Genomic DNA, 15177 nt, shown 5'->3' with positions numbered 1-15177 from the left:
CATCGATCCTAGGCGTTCTGAGCCCAAGCGTGCTTTTGGCAATACCGCGCGGACCTTGGAAAAGATCCTGAAAAGAATTTTACCGGAAAACCTAGTCAAGTGACCCAGTCAAGCGACATACTCTTTCTAGAACGTTGCCTGCATCACAGTGGATGCAGTGATCTAGGGAGAACCGATGCAAGAATTTGCCGATCTGGTGATCGTCAATGCCTCGGTCCACACAATGGACCCGGCAGAACCTGACCGGATGGCTCACGCCATAGCCGTCAAGGATGGCCGCGTCATGGCGCTGGGAACGGAAGAAACTGAGCGGGCGATCGGGCCCGTCACTTTAGTTGTCGACGCCGCCGGAGGCGCTGTCATTCCTGGCATCAACGATGCCCACCTGCATTTCGTCTCGGCAGCGATGGCCGCCTTTGGTTACGTACGGCTGGATTCATCAGTGGCGGCTGACTGGGCGGCAGTGGTGGATGTCGTCAACAATGCGCCCGCCGGCGAGGACGGCTGGGTTCGCGCACATGGTTGGGACGAGGCACTGCTCGGACCAGCAACCGGACAATTGCTGGATTGCCGCCCGGGTACGCCGGTTGTGGCGTTCGACAGCACGGGCCATCAACTTCTGGCCAACCGGGAGGCGCTGCGTCGTGCCGGCATCTCTGCTTCTACTGCAGACATCGACGGCGGCAAACTGGTGCGGGCGGCCGATGGCAGCCCAACAGGCCTTCTTCAGGACGGTGCCATGCAACTCGTCTCAAGGATGATGCCACCGGTGCCGGAGGCCACGCTTCGCCCCGCGCTGCTGCAACTCCAGGAACAGCTGCACTCGCTGGGCATTACCTCGCTCACGGATCCCGGCCTGGGTCCTGCAAGTGCCGGACTCATGGACGGCGCAGGCTCGACGGCGGCGCTTGAGTTACTCGGGGACCTCGCCGTGGCTGATGAACTGACGCTAAGGATCAATGTCCTGATGCTGTTCGCGGGAACCGGGGGAGCCAACGCGAACGCGATCGACGAGGGCTTGAAGAGCGGCCTGGCGGAAACGTACCTGAACAGGGGCATTGATCCGGCGCAGTTGCGGATTGCCGGCGTCAAGGTCTTCGCCGACGGCATTCCCCGCAGCGGTACCGCGTGGATGAGCGAACCTTACGGAAAGGCCTGCACGCACGGCCGGCTGGTGATCCAAGGTGCCGATGACGCTCAAAGGGTCGCGGAACTGAACAAGATCCTGGGGCTCATCAATGACGCGGGAATGCAGGCTGGAGTCCACGCCACGGGAGACGCAGCCACGACCGCGGCCGTGGAAGCGATCGTGGCAGTATCCGATAGTCCCGGGGAAGGTGGTTCCAAAGCAGGAAACCGCCATTACATCATCCACGGCGCCTTCAGCGATACCGAAACCCTCGCCACGATGTCTTCCCACGACATCGGCTACAGCACCAACCCGCTGATCCGCGAGGAAGCCGGGGACATGATGCGCCAGGTACTGGGCGAGGATCGGTTTTCCCGCCACCAGCCACTGCGTTCAGCACTGGATGCCGGCGTGCACTTCAACCTGGCCTCAGACGCGCCCGTGACCAGCCCGGATTGGCGCCGCACTGTAGCGGCTGCTGTTCGACGGGCCACCCGGTCCACGCCGGGAAACTCCGGTGATCCTGAACGGATAACCGGGCGCCAAGCACTCGCTGCGATGACCATTGACGCGGCCTGGCAAGATCACGCCGAACATTTCAAAGGAGCCCTGATACCGGGAATGGCCGCGGATCTTTGCCTGCTGTCAAACCCCTGGCCGGATGACGGGGAGATCGAGAAGCTCCTCGATGCCGAGGTCAGGCTCACGCTGAGCGGTGGCCGCGTAGTCCATCAGTCCAACACCTAGAACAATCCCCATCCGTTCCAACCATTTCGCGATTCAAGGAGCACCACATGCGACGCAGTATTCCTTTGGCACTGGCCGCAGTACTGTCCATGGCACTTGCAGCCTGCGGCGGCGGGTCAAGCCCGGCTTCCACCCCGGCCGCTGACGGGACCACCACATTGAAGGTGGGTACCATCGGTATCGGATCCGATGCCGCGATCCGGCTTGCCATCAATAAGGGCTATTTCAAGGAACAGGGTCTCAACGTCGAGACTTCCGTTATTGCCAACCCGCCCGCCGGTATTGCAGCTGCCCAGAGCGGACAGATCGACCTCACCTATACACCCTCCATCCCGCTGCTGAATGCCCTGAGCCAGAACGTGCCACTCAAGATCATCGCTGCTGCCGATGGCTATAAAGACGGCGCAGGGAAATCCAGCGATCTCAACCGGGTCGATGACACAGGGCTCCTGGTCCAGAAGGCATCGTCGATCTCCCGGCCCAAAGACCTCGAAGGCAAGAGCGTCAGCGTCCCGGCCCGCAAGGCACAGTTGGAGGTCACAGTCAGCAAGCTCGTCAAGGACGACGGCGGCGACCCCGCCAAGGTGAACTGGATGGTCCTGGATCCTTCGTCGGCCCTTCAATCCCTGAACTCCGGACGCGTCGACGCAGCGTCACTCGTTGCACCTTTCACCTCGAAGGCGATGTCCGAGGGCAACAGGCTGCTGGCATCCCCTGGCGTCGAATTCTTTGAACAGGGCGCAATCGGTCTCTGGGTATCGGGTGCCAACACCGTGAAATCCAAGGAGAAGGCCTTGCAGGGTTTCAAGGCAGCCATTTATAAGGCCAACGCCTACGCCAATGGCCACATCGAAGAGGCGCAGCAACTCAGCGCTGAGATCACCAAGACCCCTCTGGACGTCGTGAAATCAGGAGCAGTGAACTACTGGCCTGAGGACGTCCGCACAGAGGACATCGAAAGGGCCAACAAGAACCTTGCGGACCTCGGTTTCCTTAGTGCACCTGTGAAGCTGCCGGGCGATCTTGTCTTCGGAAAGTAGGCGCGAACCGAGCATGGGAGATTCATCATGAAAGGGTCCATTCGCCCGTTGACCTTCAGCGCGCTGGGCATTGCGGCAGCGCTGATCATCTGGCAGGTGCTTGCCGAGGCAAAGGTGGCAGGAAATGCCCTGCCGCCAGCCACCACTGTATTCAGCACCCTGGCAACCATCCTGGGGACGGCTACGTTCTGGTCATCGTTGGGAGCCACGATCGGGATCGCCCTGCTCGCGCTGGCTTTGTCTGCGGTGGCAGGCGTCGTCCTGGGTCTGCTTGTCGGGAGTTTTGAGACCGTCAGGTTCGCTACCTTGGCGGTGCTGGAATTCCTGAAGCCCGTTCCGCCCATCGTTATTCTTCCCCTGGCCGTGCTGGTGCTCGGCCCAACAGGAGAGATGTCCATGTTCCTGGTGGTGTTCGGCTGCCTCCTGCCGATCATCATGCAGACTGTGGACGGAGTCCAGAGTACCGATCCCGTGGCGAGGGACACCGCACGGTCCTATGGGATGGGCGAGTCCGAGATCCTTGCCCGAGTGGTGCTTCCCAGCGCCATGCCCTATATCGGAACAGCCATGCGGGTGGCAGCACCGGCCGCGTTGGTGGTCACTGTAGTGGCGGGCCTGCTCGGCGGTGGTCCTGGCCTTGGCCAAAGCATCTACCAAGCCCAGGCCGCCGGTGACTACGCCAGCCTCTATGGTTTGGTGATCGTGCTGGGTGTCCTGGGCCTGTTCTTCCAAGGCGCCACCCGTCTGGCCGAGCGCCGGGTCCTGCGCTGGCATGAGTCCTACCGTGAAGTGGTGCCGTGATGAGAAACCGCACAATGAGAAACTGGTTGATCGGCGCGGGTGCGCCCGTGCTGCTGTTGGCGGCATGGTGGCTCCTGTCCGAGAACTCCACAGACCCCTTCTTCCCGCCATTGCGGACTATCCTTGTCCGGTTCCAGGAGCTATGGCTCTTTGAGCACTTCCAGTCGGACGTATTGCTAAGCCTGGGAAACCTGTTCCTGGGATTTGCCATTGCCGCCGTTGCGGGGATTGCCATCGGGTTTGTGACGGCTCTTGTTCCCCCGGTTCGCTGGATGGTGGATCCTTTGATCCACTTCCTTCGGGGAATCCCGCCGGTTGCCCTGGTACCGATCTTCATCTCCCTCATTGGATTCGGCACGCAGATGCGCGTGACCAGCATCGCGTTGGCGGCGCTCTTCCCCACGATGATCGCGACGGTTGACGGTATCCGTGGGGTGGGGAACGATCTCATGGATGTGGCCAGGGTCTATAGGCTGACCCGGAAGGAACGGGTTCTGAATGTCCTCCTTCCCGCGGCCGCGCCGCAGATCTTCTCCGGCTTGCAGGTCAGCCTGCAGGTTGCCTTCATCGTGATGATCGCCAGCGAGATGTTGGGCAGTTCCCAAGGCATTGGAGCCATGACGCTGCTGGCACAGCAGAGCTTCATGACCGCGGACATGTGGGCTGGGATCCTGCTCCTGGGCGTCATCGGATTCCTGGTCAATGTCCTCTTCAGCGTGCTCAAGCGCAAGGTCCTGTCCTGGTACATCGGCTCCCGACGCATGGCGCGTGCAGCATGAGCATCCGACAGGCTACGAGCCTTTCCACCCGAAACAGAAAGTCCGCCATGGCACAGCAACCAGAAACCCGCATCAACGCAACCACCCCACGGTTGGACGTGGCACACCTCGCGAAGAGCTACGGCAGTGGGGAAAAAACACATGCAGTCATCGAAGACCTCACTTTTACCGTGGATGCCGGCGAGGTTGTCTGCATCGTCGGTCCCTCCGGCGTTGGAAAGACGACTCTCCTGAAATGCCTGGCCGGGCTCCATCCTGCCAGCAGCGGACGGGCAGCCATTGATGGCCGGACCATCAGCGGCCCGCCCCCCGAAATGGCGCTGGTGTTCCAGGACTACAACCGTTCCCTCATGCCATGGCTCACCGTCCGGAAGAACCTCATTCTTCCTTTGCGGCACCTCAAGTTGCCCGCTGCGGAACTGAAGGAACGCTGCGACAGCGCATTGGCAGCCGTCGGGCTTTCCCACGCGGATAACCAATACCCCTGGCAACTGTCCGGCGGCATGCAGCAGCGCGTGGCGATCGCCCGCGCCCTCGCGTACCGGCCGGAAATCCTCATCATGGACGAGCCCTTCGCTTCGGTGGACGCACAGACCCGCTTCGACCTCGAAGACCTGTGCCTGAAGATCAGGCGCGACTTCAACATGACCATTCTGGTGGTAACCCATGACATCGACGAGGCAGTCTACCTGGCAGACCGCGTGGTGGTCCTGGGTTCCAAACCCGCCCGCGTCCTGAAGATCGTCGACGTCGACCTGCCGGCTCCCCGCGACCAGATCACCACGCGCTCACTCCCGGAGTTCGCGCGCCAGCGCACCGAAGTGTTGTCCCTCATCAAGAGGCCGGCATGACGGGGGAGCACCGAGCTACGGCCAAGGGCCGGCCCAACGTCCTGTTCTTCATCGCAGACCAATTAAGGGCCGACCACGTGGGCTTCGGCGGCAATCCCAACGTCCGGACACCGAACCTTGATGCGCTCGCAGCCCGGAGCGTGGTTTTCGACAATGCGACCGTGGCGAACCCTACCTGCATGCCTAACCGGGCCAGCTTGATGACTGGCAGGTGGCCCTCGGCGCACGGGACGCGCTGCAACGGAATAACTCTGGATCCGCTGACGCAGACCGTTCCCGGATCCTTGGCCGCGAGCGGTTACCGCACTGTGGGAGTGGGAAAACTTCACCACCAGAACATGGGATGGGAGTTTGAGCCGCACCAGGCAAAGGAGATCCGGACCACCGATCCCATGCTCCTTGATCCGGCCGTGGGCGACGCACGCCGGCAAGGCTACGCGCCGGGCTGGGATCGCTGGGAGAACCGCGATGCGCATGATGAGCGCTTTATCGGGCTCCCGGCCGACTATTACGGCTATCAACACGTGGACCTCGTCATTGGTCATGGGGACCGGCCAGGAGGCCACTATGTTCATTGGGCGAGGGAACGTGGCATCGACCCGGAGACGTTGGGCGGGGCGGGCAACTCCGCCAGCCGGTACGGCGGATGGGACCAGGTGTACCAGACAGCCATTCCCGCCGAGGTACATCCCACCAGCTACGTGAGCGAGAAGGCAATCGAGCATCTGAAGGACGCGGCAGGCCAGGACCAGCCCTTCTTCATGTTCGTCTCCTTCCCTGACCCCCACCATCCTTTTTCACCCCCGGAAGGCTATTCGGACCTCTACGATCCCGGTGCCCTGCCCCTGCCACTGGGTTTCGACCAGGACCATTCAGCGTCGCCGCCGCACATCCAGGCAATGATGGAGCACCGGGGCCGGCCGAACCCCGACCCCACCATGACCTGGGCAGCAACGGAGGAACAGTACAGGCACGCGGCGGCGGCACAGTACGGCCTGATCACCATGATGGACGAGCACATTGGCCGAATCCTGGACGAGCTGGAACGCCAGGGCCTGGCCGAGGACACCATCATCGTTTTCACCAGTGACCACGGAGACTTGTTTGGGGACCACGGCCTCATGCTCAAGCACTTTGTCCACTACCGCGCAGTCACAAATGTTCCCTTGCTGCTGCACGTTCCCGGCACCTCCCCGTGCCGCACCGGGGCACTGGTTTCCAGTGCCGACCTGGCGCCAACCTTGCTTGAGCTCACCGGTGCCACGGCGTACCGGGGTATCCAGGGCCGCTCGCTGGTTCCGCTGCTGCACGGGGCTGCGGAGGGCCACCGTGAAGCTTTGCTCGTAGAGGAGGAGCAGCCGTTTGGGCTCGACGGGCTTCCAGGGCCGGTGAGGATGCGGACGATCATCACGGCAGAGGGCCGGCTGACAAAGTACTTCGGTACCGGCGTGGCCGAACTTTACGATCACCGCACCGACCCCGGGGAGCTGCTCAACCGGGCGGGTGATCCGGCCTTCGCTGGGTTGGAACTCCGACTGCTGCGGGCGATGCTGGACGAGATGGCTGCCGTGGCAGACGAAGGGACAGCCCCGACGGCGGCAGCCTAGCCACCTTCACGGAATCCCAACTGCCCAAAGACCGGACTGCCCGACGTCGGTCGCTTGGGTCCCGGCGAAGGTTTCCGTCAGCGGCTGTTGCGGTAGCCGGTGGGGGAGTTCCCGAAGGCAGCCCGGAAGATCCGGCTGAAATGCGCTGCGTCAGTAAACCCCCATCGCGCTGCAATGGCCGTAACCGGCCGGTCAGCCAGAACAGGGTCCAGGAGGTCGCGCCTGCAGCGTTCGAGCCGGCGCTGCCGGATGGACGCGGCCACGGTGGTGCCAATCTCCTGGAAAAGATCGTGCAGGTGGCGGGTGGAGATGTAGTGGGCCGCGGCTATGCTTCCCGGGGAAAGCGCGGGGTCACCCAGATTGGCCTCGATGTAGTCATGGATCCGGCCCAGGAGGAGGAGGTGTGGATCGCGGCCGGTCTCGATCAGCTGGTCGAGCTCGCCGTTGAACAAGGTAGTGACGAGGTCCAGTGCGTTGTGGACCAGGCGGAGGCCATTGGCCCCCGAGAGGGCTTCGAGGTTATCGGCAAGCTTGACAAGGAAGGGGCTGATGAGCTCGCCGAGGCCTTCATCGCCAGGAATCCGGAGGGCGGTTACGTGGCCCATGGCTTCGGCCGGCAAGTCGAGCAGGACGTGCGGAAACATCAGCACCAAGGTGCGGAAGTCGTCGTCGAACGTTAGCTGGTAAGGACGGGAGGTGTCGTAGATGGAGAGGTCCCCGGGTCGAAGCACCGCTTCGCGTTCGTCCTGAACCAAACGGCCGGAACCGGAGAGCTGGATGCTGAGCTTGAAGAAGCGTCCCGGGGACTTTGCGATCAACTCAGGCGTTCGCAGGACCGTATGTGGGCCAGCCGTCACTTCGACCACGGAGATTTGACCCAGGACCCGGGCTCGCATGGTCCCGTGGAAGGCAGAATCCTTAGGACCTTTGGCCAGTAACGGCACAAAGGACGCGGAGATGGCCCGGCTCCATTCCTGGAACGAATCCGCCACCACTGTGTGCACGGTTGCGGGGCCGGTATCAGCCGCGACGGTCATCAAACTCCCTTTCAATGCCCGCCGTACCTGGTGGCACCGGTACAGAATGCCACCAGCGCGGACGTGAGCTTGCCCACGATTCTACACCGGGGGACTTTGCCCGGGATGGGCTTGCGTGCACCGACAAACACCTTGCCGCGTGAGACAAGTCACTCGGTGCCTTTGCGGTGGAAGATTGCGGAATGACCGACACCGTGCCGCGCAATCTCCGTCCGGCACCGAGGCAGGAGCACAATATGAGCGTGGATATCCCCGTCAAGGGCAAGATCGCTGGGCCAGCAGACACCAAGAGGCGTCTTGGCGTCCCAGCCGTGACCTTCATGATTATTGCGGCCTCCGCGCCGCTGACCGTCCTTGCAGGCGGAGTGACCACCACTTTCGCGGTCACCGGCGTAACAGGTGTTCCGCTTTCGTTCTTGATTCTTGGCGGCATCCTGGCCCTCTTCGCGGTAGGGTACGCGGCCATGAGCCGTTACGTCACTAACGCCGGGGCGTTCTACGCCTACATCGCGCAAGGTATTTCCAGGCCAGCCGGTGTGGGTGCCTCGTTGGTCGCGTTAATGGCATACAACCTCATGCAGGTGGGCATCTATGGGCTCTTCGGTTTCACAGTTTCCTCACTGCTCTCGGCCCGGTTGGGCATCAGCGTGCCCTGGTGGATCCCAGTGCTGGTCTGCATCGCAATTGTGGGCTGGCTGGGCGTTAACCGGGTGGACCTCTCGGCAAAGGTGCTGGGTGTCCTGGTGGCCCTGGAATTCCTGGTGGTCATTGCCTATGACCTCATCAGCCTGGCCGTAGCGCCGGAAGGAGTCACGGCAACCTCGTTCAGCCCGGAAAGCCTGTTCGTCCCTGGCATTGGTGCGGTCCTTTCCTTCGGAATCGCTGCCTTCATGGGCTTCGAATCCGCCGCCATCTACGGCGAAGAGTCCAAAGATCCCAAGCGCACCGTTGCCCGGGCCACCTTCGCAGCGGTTGCAATCATCGCCCTTTTCTATGCGGCCTCGGCGTGGGCAATGACTGTGGGCGCAGGCCCGTCCGCAGTGATCGAAACATCCACCAACAGCGGTCCGGACATGATCTTCGCCTTCCTTGGCACCAACGGAGGCGTACTCCTGAGCGATATAGCGCAAATTCTGTTCGTGACCAGCCTCTTTGCTGCACTGGTCAGCTTCCACAACGCTGTGGCGCGCTATTTCTTCTCGCTCGGGCGGGAACGCGTCATCCCGCCGTTCTTCGCAGCTGTCCGTACAGGGAGCCGCGCACCGTTCGCTGGCTCGCTGGCGCAGACGCTGATTGCCGTCGTCGTGACTGTTGCCTTCGCCATCGCGGGATCCGGGTCTGAACTTGGTGAACTGTACCCGGTGCTGACCATGTTTACCTGGCTGACCAACAGCGGCGCCTTGGGGCTGGTCCTGCTCATGACAGTAGTGTCGATCGCAGTGATCGGATTCTTCCGCCGAAACCAGCATGGGACCGGCCTTTGGGTACGGGTTGTGGCGCCTGGGCTTGGCTTTGTCCTCCTGGCGATTGTGTTTGTGCTCATCCTTGCCAACTTCAATGTCCTGCTTGGACAGACGGAATCGACGGCCGCTACATTCGTCCTGCCCTTGGTAGTGCTTCTGCCGGGTCTGGTGGGAATCGCATGGGGGCTGCGCCTGCGGCACTCGCAGCCCGGCCTTTACGCCAGGATCGGCCACGGCTCCGAGGACTGAGACTGCTTCGGGCGCGGAAAGCAGCAGCGCCACAGGGAAAGAAGCCCCGGCGGGTGCCGGGGCTTCTTTTCGTTCCTATTGCGGCTGCAAATTCAATCCGGGCAAGCTACACCGAGGGGTCAAGCTCCGGTGCGTGGTGGGTGATGCTGATCAACCTGCCATGGGCGCCGAAGGTGAAATGCACGGGTTCGGTGCCGGCCTCATCCCATCCGAAAAGGCTGCCGTGCGAGCGGATTGCTTTGGCGTCCCGGTGATCGGCGATGGTGACAGAGCCGCAGGGTATGACCTTTTCGCGCCAGGTAAAGACGAAAATACCGGGCCGGATTTCGAAGACCGTGTTGGAATCGGTGTCTGCGAGCCCCCGCTCGGGACCCGCGAGGCACTGCCAGGTGTACCAGGTGGGGCTGAGGTAGATGTGTTCGTAGGCGTGCGCATCGCTGTACACCCATTCGACGCGTCGGCCGATCAGGGCCGGGCTTTCCGCGATTGCTGCTCCATCGGCGGTGAAGCCTTCGAGGGTCCCAGTGCGGAAATCGTGGTGGACTGCGGTTGAGCCTTGGGATGCGCGCCCCAGCAGTGCGCCGATATAGAGCGCCCTGCCGTTGGCCAGATCCAGGATCAAGGAAACGGCGAGGTCCCGCTCAACGGGACTATGCCACTGGGCGTAGTAGAGCTCTCCGGTGACAATGAAAGCCTCATAGGGCGCCGTCCCGCTGTGCCCGGCCGCAGCCCACTGGACTTCTTCGTCATCGAAGCTGAAAGTCATGGGTCCGCCATCGCTGCGGACGGTAAATTCCTGCCCCGCCAGGTCCTGGACGGTGGGGGCTTTGTTGGCATCGAAGCCAGGTGCCAGGCCGTCCAGCGGCAGCCAGTTGGAGGTGTCAAGAAGATTGAGGCTCATGGGTTCCTTCTCAGTGCTCGACGATAAGAAGGGCAGGAAAATTCCTGTCCTTCTTCGAGTATTGGGCTCCCATGGCTGTGGGTCTTGTGCTGTGAGGCAGGGCATTTGACCCAGGAGGAATGCTTCAGGCCAACTGGCTCTCGATCCGCATGGCGCTGGCGGCCAACTCCTTGCCTACGGCATCGGCGTCCTGGTCCAAACGGATATAGACCACCGCTATTGCGGCTGGCCGTCCGCCAGGGACGTGGATTGGTGCGGCGATTGAGGACAGCCCCGCGATGACTTCGTCGTGGCTGGTGGCGTAGCCGGTGCGTCGGGCCTCGTGTGCTTCAGCGCGGTAAGGGATGCCGGCCCCTACTTGGCGCCAACGGTCCTCGGTCATGGTCGACTGGATAGCGATTCCCGGCGCGCCAATACCTATAGGGTGGCGGCTTCCCGGATGTTGGGCGAGAGCCGCGCCGGAATGCCGGGGTTCCACGGTGACCAAGGTGACGCATTCCTGGTGGTCCCAAACGGCCAGGAAGGCGGTCATGTGCAAGGTATTTGCCAGTTGGGTGAGCTCAGGCAGGGCAGCTGTTTGCAGGTTCCGCGAGACACCCCGGGCCAGGACCGCCAGTCCAGGGCCGGGTTGCACCCGTCCTGAATCGTCCCGGATCAGGAGCGAGTGGTCCTCCAGCGTCCGCAGGATGCGGTAGGCAACAGAGCGGTGCACTCCAAGGGCTTCGGCTAGTTCGGCAATGCTGAGGGGGCGTTCGGCCTCGGCAAGGATCTCCAGCGCTCGGATTCCCCGTGAGAGGGTCTGCGACGGCGGCGCCTGGGTTGCTGCTTCCTGCGGACTTTTGACGTCGCTGCGGGGACTCATGCGAACCATCCTATGTTGGCGGGAGAGAGCATGCGGCGGCCAACTCTTGTGTTGCTCGCCTCACCAAGATATCGTTCCATATACGAATTGGTGATTCAACTATAGAACAAAGTTGTTCTCGAGCCTCACGGTCACCTTTACGGCTGTGAAAATGCTGTGCCCTGGGTCACGGTATGTAGTATTCTTTCCTAACTGACCGTTCTGTCGGTTAATGCAAGCCACGCGCCGACCAGTCACTCTCACCCCCTGGAGTTCCAATGACCGCAACTTCCACTGTCGACTCTCCGTCGGGCCCAAGCAGTAGGCGCGAAGAGCGCCGGGTCCTGGCGGGGACCCTGGTTGGCACCACCATCGAGTGGTACGACTTCTTTATCTTTGCCCAGCTCACGGCAACACTGTTGTCGCCGTTGTTCCTGACTCCGCTCGAAAAATCGAATCCCGGAGTGGCGCAAATCCTGTCCTTCGCCACCATCGGCATCAGTTTCCTGTTCCGGCCGCTGGGGGCCTTTGTTGCCGGGCACCTTGGCGACAGGCTGGGGCGCAAGGCCGTTTTGGTCATGACACTGGTAATGATGGGCGCTGCCACGGCGCTGATCGGTGTGCTGCCTACCTACGGGACGATCGGGCTGTGGGCTCCCATCCTGCTGATCACCCTGCGAGTGGTCCAGGGCTTCTCGGCAGGTGGCGAGTGGGGTGGCGCTGCCCTGATGGCTGTGGAACACGCTCCGATTACCAAGCGCGGACTCTTCGGTGCTTACCCGCAGATTGGTGTGCCAATCGGCATGATCCTGGCAACCGGCCTTCTGTTTTTCCTGCAGTCGGGCATGTCGAAGGATGACTTTGCCGCCTGGGGTTGGCGCGTGCCGTTCCTGCTCTCCGTGGTTCTGATCGTGGTGGGTTACCTCATCCGCCGCGCTGTTGGGGAAAGCCCGGTCTTTAAGGAAATCGCCCAGCGCAAAGCGGAAAGCAAGGCGCCCCTGAGCGAGCTCTTCCGGAAGAACAAGAAGGAAGTCGTCCTCGCAGCCCTGATCTTCATCGCCAACAACGCCGCCGGCTACCTGCTGATCGCCTTCTTTATCTCCTATGCCACCAAGGCGCTGAAAATGCCTGCGCCGCCGGTCCTCCTCGCAACCACGGTTGCTTCCTTTGGATGGCTCATTTTCACCATGGTGGGAGGCTGGCTCTCGGACAAGATTGGTCGCGTAAAGACGTTCCTGCTCGGTTACGGCTTGGTCTTCGCGTGGATGATCCCCATGTTTGCCTTGATCGATTCCAAGGACATCCTGCTCTACGGAACGGCCCTGTTCGTCCTCACTATTGGGCTTGGTTTGTCCTATGGTCCGATGTCCGCCATGTACGCGGAGATGTTCCCTGCGCACGTCCGCTATTCGGGAATCTCCATCGGCTACGCCTTGGGCGCTATCCTCGGGGGTGCCTTCGCACCTTTGATAGCCCAGGCGTTGTTGGACACCACCAAATGGTCCGGCTCAGTGGGCCTATACATCATGGGCCTGTGCATCATTTCTGCCGTGGGCGTGATTCTTGCCAAGGAAACCAAGGGCCGTCCCCTCGGTTTCAGCGTTCACCACTAGGCCAGGATCAGTTCCAGTCCGGCGGGCGCGGTCGTGAGGCCGGGCCCGCCCGGGGCGTTAAAATGCTATTTCGCCCGGGGAGCCTTCGCGCCTTCGAGCTGCTCCACGACGTCGGCGTCCGTCAACTGCTCGAAGCGCTCATAAAAGGCTCCAACAGCGTGGAATTTACCCGGAGTGTGCAGCGCCATCACGAAGTCGCAGACCCGCGCCAACGATGTTGAGGCTTCCAGCGAGGCCACGGGAACGGCAGCGACGATTGTGCCGGCACCTGCCGCCCGCACGGCCTCAACGGCCGCACGCATGGTGGCCCCTGTAGCTAGGCCATCGTCCACCAAAATGACGGTCATACCTCGAAGATCGTGCTCGATTCCCGGATATTGCCTTGCCCGGCGAAGTAGTTCGGCGCGCTCATGTGCCTCAACGGCATCCAATGCGGCTTGGCTGATGCCATGGGCGAGGACGTGTTCCTTGAGCGGCTTGTTAACGATGCGGACGACGTCGCCCTGGCACCACGCAAGTGCGCCATAGGCAGTCTCCTCGCGTCCAGGTATCCCCAGTTTGCGGACCAAAATAGTACCGAAGGGCAGATAGAGCGCGTTGGCCGCAGCCACGGCCAGGGGCACGCCTCCACGGGCAAGGCCAAGGACGATGGTGTCTTGCCGTTCCCTGAACTGGGGGAGTCCTTCGGCCAGGCGCCGGCCGGCTTCCGCCCGGTCCTTGAAACGCATGCCCATCTGCCCCACTTCCACGTAATTTGGCTTCTTCCAGCGTACCTTTCAAAGCTTGCCGGGTGAGGCATCCGCTGGAAGCATGGCCTTGTGAACAAGCCCATTGGATACTGGATCAAAAGGCTCGACGCCGCGCTGGAACTCCAGCTCGATGCCACGCTGGCCAGGGTCAGGCTGAGCCGGCGGCAGTGGCAGACCCTGGGCACCTTGGCGGAGGGAACGGTCCGCCCTGATGAGCTGGATGAGATCATGCGCCCGTTCTGGGGCGATGACATCCGTTTGAGGGAGCGGGAGCTTGCCTCCTTGGTTGGCCGGGGAATGATCATTATGATTGATGACCGTCTGGCGCTTAGCGAGCTTGGCCGGGAGAAGTACCACGAGGCCCTCCGCTATGTGGAAGCCGCCCGCAAAGACCTTTCCATGGGCATCGGAATCGATGAATACGCTATGGCGTTGAGCGTCCTTGAACGAATGAGCCTTAATGCGGAGAGACTGAGCCGTTAGCGCCAGCTGAGCACAAGAGTGTCAGCAAGCGCAGTAGTGTCAGCCGGCACAGCGGCTACACGCCCAGGAACTCGATGGCGGCGTCCTTGAAAGCCCGGCTGGTGATCACGTTGGTATGCGTGCGTCCCGGGACCACCAAGGTCTCCACCATGGCACCCCGCTTGCCGGCAATGGACGCAAGCTCCGGCATGGTGGCCGCGCGATCGTCTTTTTCGCCCGCAACCAAAAGGACGGGCACGTGCGGTGCAGCTTCGGCAGGATCGAAGGGCTCACCCTTGATGGCCTCGATAAGTGAAAGCATGGCGAACAGGTCATTGCTCGGCAGCAACTGCGCCATCTTCAGCAGCCCCGCTGTGGACTGGTCCGCAATGGGTGTGCCATCGGCCAGGTGCCGCTGAGCGGCGGCGAGGTCGAAGGCTGCCAAGGGATCCGCTGAACTCGGTCCGCCCAGGACGATCCGGTGAACCAGGTCCGGCTGTGTCGCGGCGAACTCCCAAGCCAGCCGGGATCCCAAGGAGTAACCCACGATGTCCAGTCCCGTGGAAGGGTCGCCGTCGCGCAGGGGCCGTGCGCCGGCGTCGGTCACAATCTGCAGGAGGTCAGCGCGAATCCGGCTAGGCGTGTAGGAATCCAGGTCCTCGGGGGAGTGGCTTTGGCCGTGACCGGGAAGGTCCACCGTGATGACCCGGCGGCCGGCTTCCTGGAGCGTGGTGATCCATCCGCTGTCCGCCCAGTTGAGCTTGCTGGATGAGGAGAAACCGTGGATCAACAGGACGGGTCGTAGTCCGGCATCGGTGGTGGGTTCATGCACTTCAACGAACAATTCGGGGTCTGTGCCCTCAACTGTGTGCCTGTGCTGTTCCACGGTGTGCCTGCCGGTCATCATG

Annotated in this window: 14 protein-coding genes; 9 read left to right on the top strand and 5 right to left on the bottom strand. The window is 62.1% G+C overall.

What is annotated here, in order from left to right:
• Positions 1-175: 175 nt before the first annotated feature.
• The 6 genes from LDN75_RS16030 to LDN75_RS16005 are packed head-to-tail and all read left to right on the top strand — an operon-like array spanning position 176 to position 6954.
• Complete coding sequence (locus LDN75_RS16030; RefSeq protein WP_223933412.1) at positions 176-1876, top strand: amidohydrolase; 1701 nt, start codon at positions 176-178, stop codon at positions 1874-1876.
• A gap of 47 nt (positions 1877-1923) precedes the next feature.
• Positions 1924-2916, top strand: coding sequence for an ABC transporter substrate-binding protein (locus tag LDN75_RS16025; protein WP_223933411.1), 993 nt, complete (start codon positions 1924-1926; stop codon positions 2914-2916).
• Positions 2917-2943: 27 nt separating this feature from the next.
• On the top strand, positions 2944-3717 hold the full coding sequence (locus tag LDN75_RS16020; protein ID WP_223933410.1) for an ABC transporter permease subunit: 774 nt from the start codon (positions 2944-2946) through the stop codon (positions 3715-3717).
• Between the two features lie 14 nt (positions 3718-3731).
• Positions 3732-4496 (top strand): ABC transporter permease, encoded by a 765-nt coding sequence (locus LDN75_RS16015; RefSeq protein ID WP_223933408.1) that lies wholly within the window; start codon positions 3732-3734, stop codon positions 4494-4496.
• Complete coding sequence (locus LDN75_RS16010; RefSeq protein ID WP_223933405.1) at positions 4493-5347, top strand: ABC transporter ATP-binding protein; 855 nt, start codon at positions 4493-4495, stop codon at positions 5345-5347. Before LDN75_RS16015 ends, LDN75_RS16010 begins: the two co-directional genes overlap by 4 nt.
• Positions 5344-6954: a sulfatase-like hydrolase/transferase gene (locus LDN75_RS16005; RefSeq protein WP_223933403.1), complete on the top strand. Its 1611-nt coding sequence runs from the start codon at positions 5344-5346 to the stop codon at positions 6952-6954. The genes LDN75_RS16010 and LDN75_RS16005 overlap by 4 nt, the downstream gene beginning before the upstream one ends.
• 77 nt (positions 6955-7031) lie before the next feature.
• On the opposite strand, the gene LDN75_RS16000 is transcribed toward LDN75_RS16005, so the two are convergent.
• Positions 7032-7991: a helix-turn-helix domain-containing protein gene (locus LDN75_RS16000; protein WP_223933401.1), complete on the bottom strand. Its 960-nt coding sequence runs from the start codon at positions 7989-7991 to the stop codon at positions 7032-7034.
• Between the two features lie 236 nt (positions 7992-8227).
• Here LDN75_RS16000 and LDN75_RS15995 point away from each other — a divergent pair, with 236 nt between their 5' ends.
• Positions 8228-9703 (top strand): APC family permease, encoded by a 1476-nt coding sequence (locus LDN75_RS15995; RefSeq protein WP_223933399.1) that lies wholly within the window; start codon positions 8228-8230, stop codon positions 9701-9703.
• Positions 9704-9809: 106 nt separating this feature from the next.
• Here LDN75_RS15995 and LDN75_RS15990 read toward each other — a convergent pair whose 3' ends face one another.
• Positions 9810-10604 carry a MoaF C-terminal domain-containing protein gene (locus LDN75_RS15990; protein ID WP_223933397.1) on the bottom strand — a complete coding sequence of 265 codons (795 nt, stop codon included), beginning with the start codon at positions 10602-10604 and terminating at the stop codon, positions 9810-9812.
• Between the two features lie 124 nt (positions 10605-10728).
• A complete protein-coding gene (locus tag LDN75_RS15985) occupies positions 10729-11475 on the bottom strand; it encodes an IclR family transcriptional regulator (protein ID WP_223933396.1) in 747 nt (248 codons plus the stop codon).
• Between the two features lie 248 nt (positions 11476-11723).
• Between LDN75_RS15985 and LDN75_RS15980 the strand changes: the two genes are divergently transcribed.
• Positions 11724-13058, top strand: a complete 1335-nt coding sequence (locus tag LDN75_RS15980) for an MFS transporter (protein ID WP_223933394.1) — start codon at positions 11724-11726, stop codon at positions 13056-13058.
• 65 nt (positions 13059-13123) lie between these two features.
• Here LDN75_RS15980 and LDN75_RS15975 read toward each other — a convergent pair whose 3' ends face one another.
• Complete coding sequence (locus LDN75_RS15975) at positions 13124-13807, bottom strand: phosphoribosyltransferase family protein (RefSeq protein WP_223933392.1); 684 nt, start codon at positions 13805-13807, stop codon at positions 13124-13126.
• 69 nt (positions 13808-13876) lie between these two features.
• On the opposite strand from LDN75_RS15975, the gene LDN75_RS15970 reads away from it, so the two are divergent.
• Positions 13877-14290, top strand: coding sequence for a MarR family transcriptional regulator (locus LDN75_RS15970; RefSeq protein WP_223933391.1), 414 nt, complete (start codon positions 13877-13879; stop codon positions 14288-14290).
• 55 nt (positions 14291-14345) lie between these two features.
• Here the strand turns inward: LDN75_RS15970 and LDN75_RS15965 are convergent, their stop codons facing one another.
• Positions 14346-15176 (bottom strand): alpha/beta fold hydrolase, encoded by an 831-nt coding sequence (locus tag LDN75_RS15965; RefSeq protein ID WP_223933389.1) that lies wholly within the window; start codon positions 15174-15176, stop codon positions 14346-14348.
• Position 15177 lies beyond the last annotated feature (1 nt).

The organism is Arthrobacter sp. StoSoilB5 (assembly GCF_019977235.1).
GTDB lineage: Bacteria > Actinomycetota > Actinomycetes > Actinomycetales > Micrococcaceae > Arthrobacter.
The sequence above is the reverse complement of the archived record's forward strand: the minus strand, read 5'-3'. Positions and strand labels throughout refer to the sequence as shown.

Coding starts and splice junctions, on each gene's coding strand:
- LDN75_RS16030 (WP_223933412.1), top strand. CDS start 176: ATGCAAGAATTTGCCGATCTGGTGATCGTCAATGCCTCGGTCCACACA.
- LDN75_RS15965 (WP_223933389.1), bottom strand. CDS start 15,176: ATGATGACCGGCAGGCACACCGTGGAACAGCACAGGCACACAGTTGAG.
- LDN75_RS16020 (WP_223933410.1), top strand. CDS start 2,944: ATGAAAGGGTCCATTCGCCCGTTGACCTTCAGCGCGCTGGGCATTGCG.
- LDN75_RS16010 (WP_223933405.1), top strand. CDS start 4,493: ATGAGCATCCGACAGGCTACGAGCCTTTCCACCCGAAACAGAAAGTCC.
- LDN75_RS16005 (WP_223933403.1), top strand. CDS start 5,344: ATGACGGGGGAGCACCGAGCTACGGCCAAGGGCCGGCCCAACGTCCTG.
- LDN75_RS16025 (WP_223933411.1), top strand. CDS start 1,924: ATGCGACGCAGTATTCCTTTGGCACTGGCCGCAGTACTGTCCATGGCA.
- LDN75_RS16000 (WP_223933401.1), bottom strand. CDS start 7,991: ATGACCGTCGCGGCTGATACCGGCCCCGCAACCGTGCACACAGTGGTG.
- LDN75_RS15995 (WP_223933399.1), top strand. CDS start 8,228: ATGAGCGTGGATATCCCCGTCAAGGGCAAGATCGCTGGGCCAGCAGAC.
- LDN75_RS16015 (WP_223933408.1), top strand. CDS start 3,732: ATGAGAAACTGGTTGATCGGCGCGGGTGCGCCCGTGCTGCTGTTGGCG.
- LDN75_RS15980 (WP_223933394.1), top strand. CDS start 11,724: ATGACCGCAACTTCCACTGTCGACTCTCCGTCGGGCCCAAGCAGTAGG.
- LDN75_RS15985 (WP_223933396.1), bottom strand. CDS start 11,475: ATGGTTCGCATGAGTCCCCGCAGCGACGTCAAAAGTCCGCAGGAAGCA.
- LDN75_RS15990 (WP_223933397.1), bottom strand. CDS start 10,604: ATGAGCCTCAATCTTCTTGACACCTCCAACTGGCTGCCGCTGGACGGC.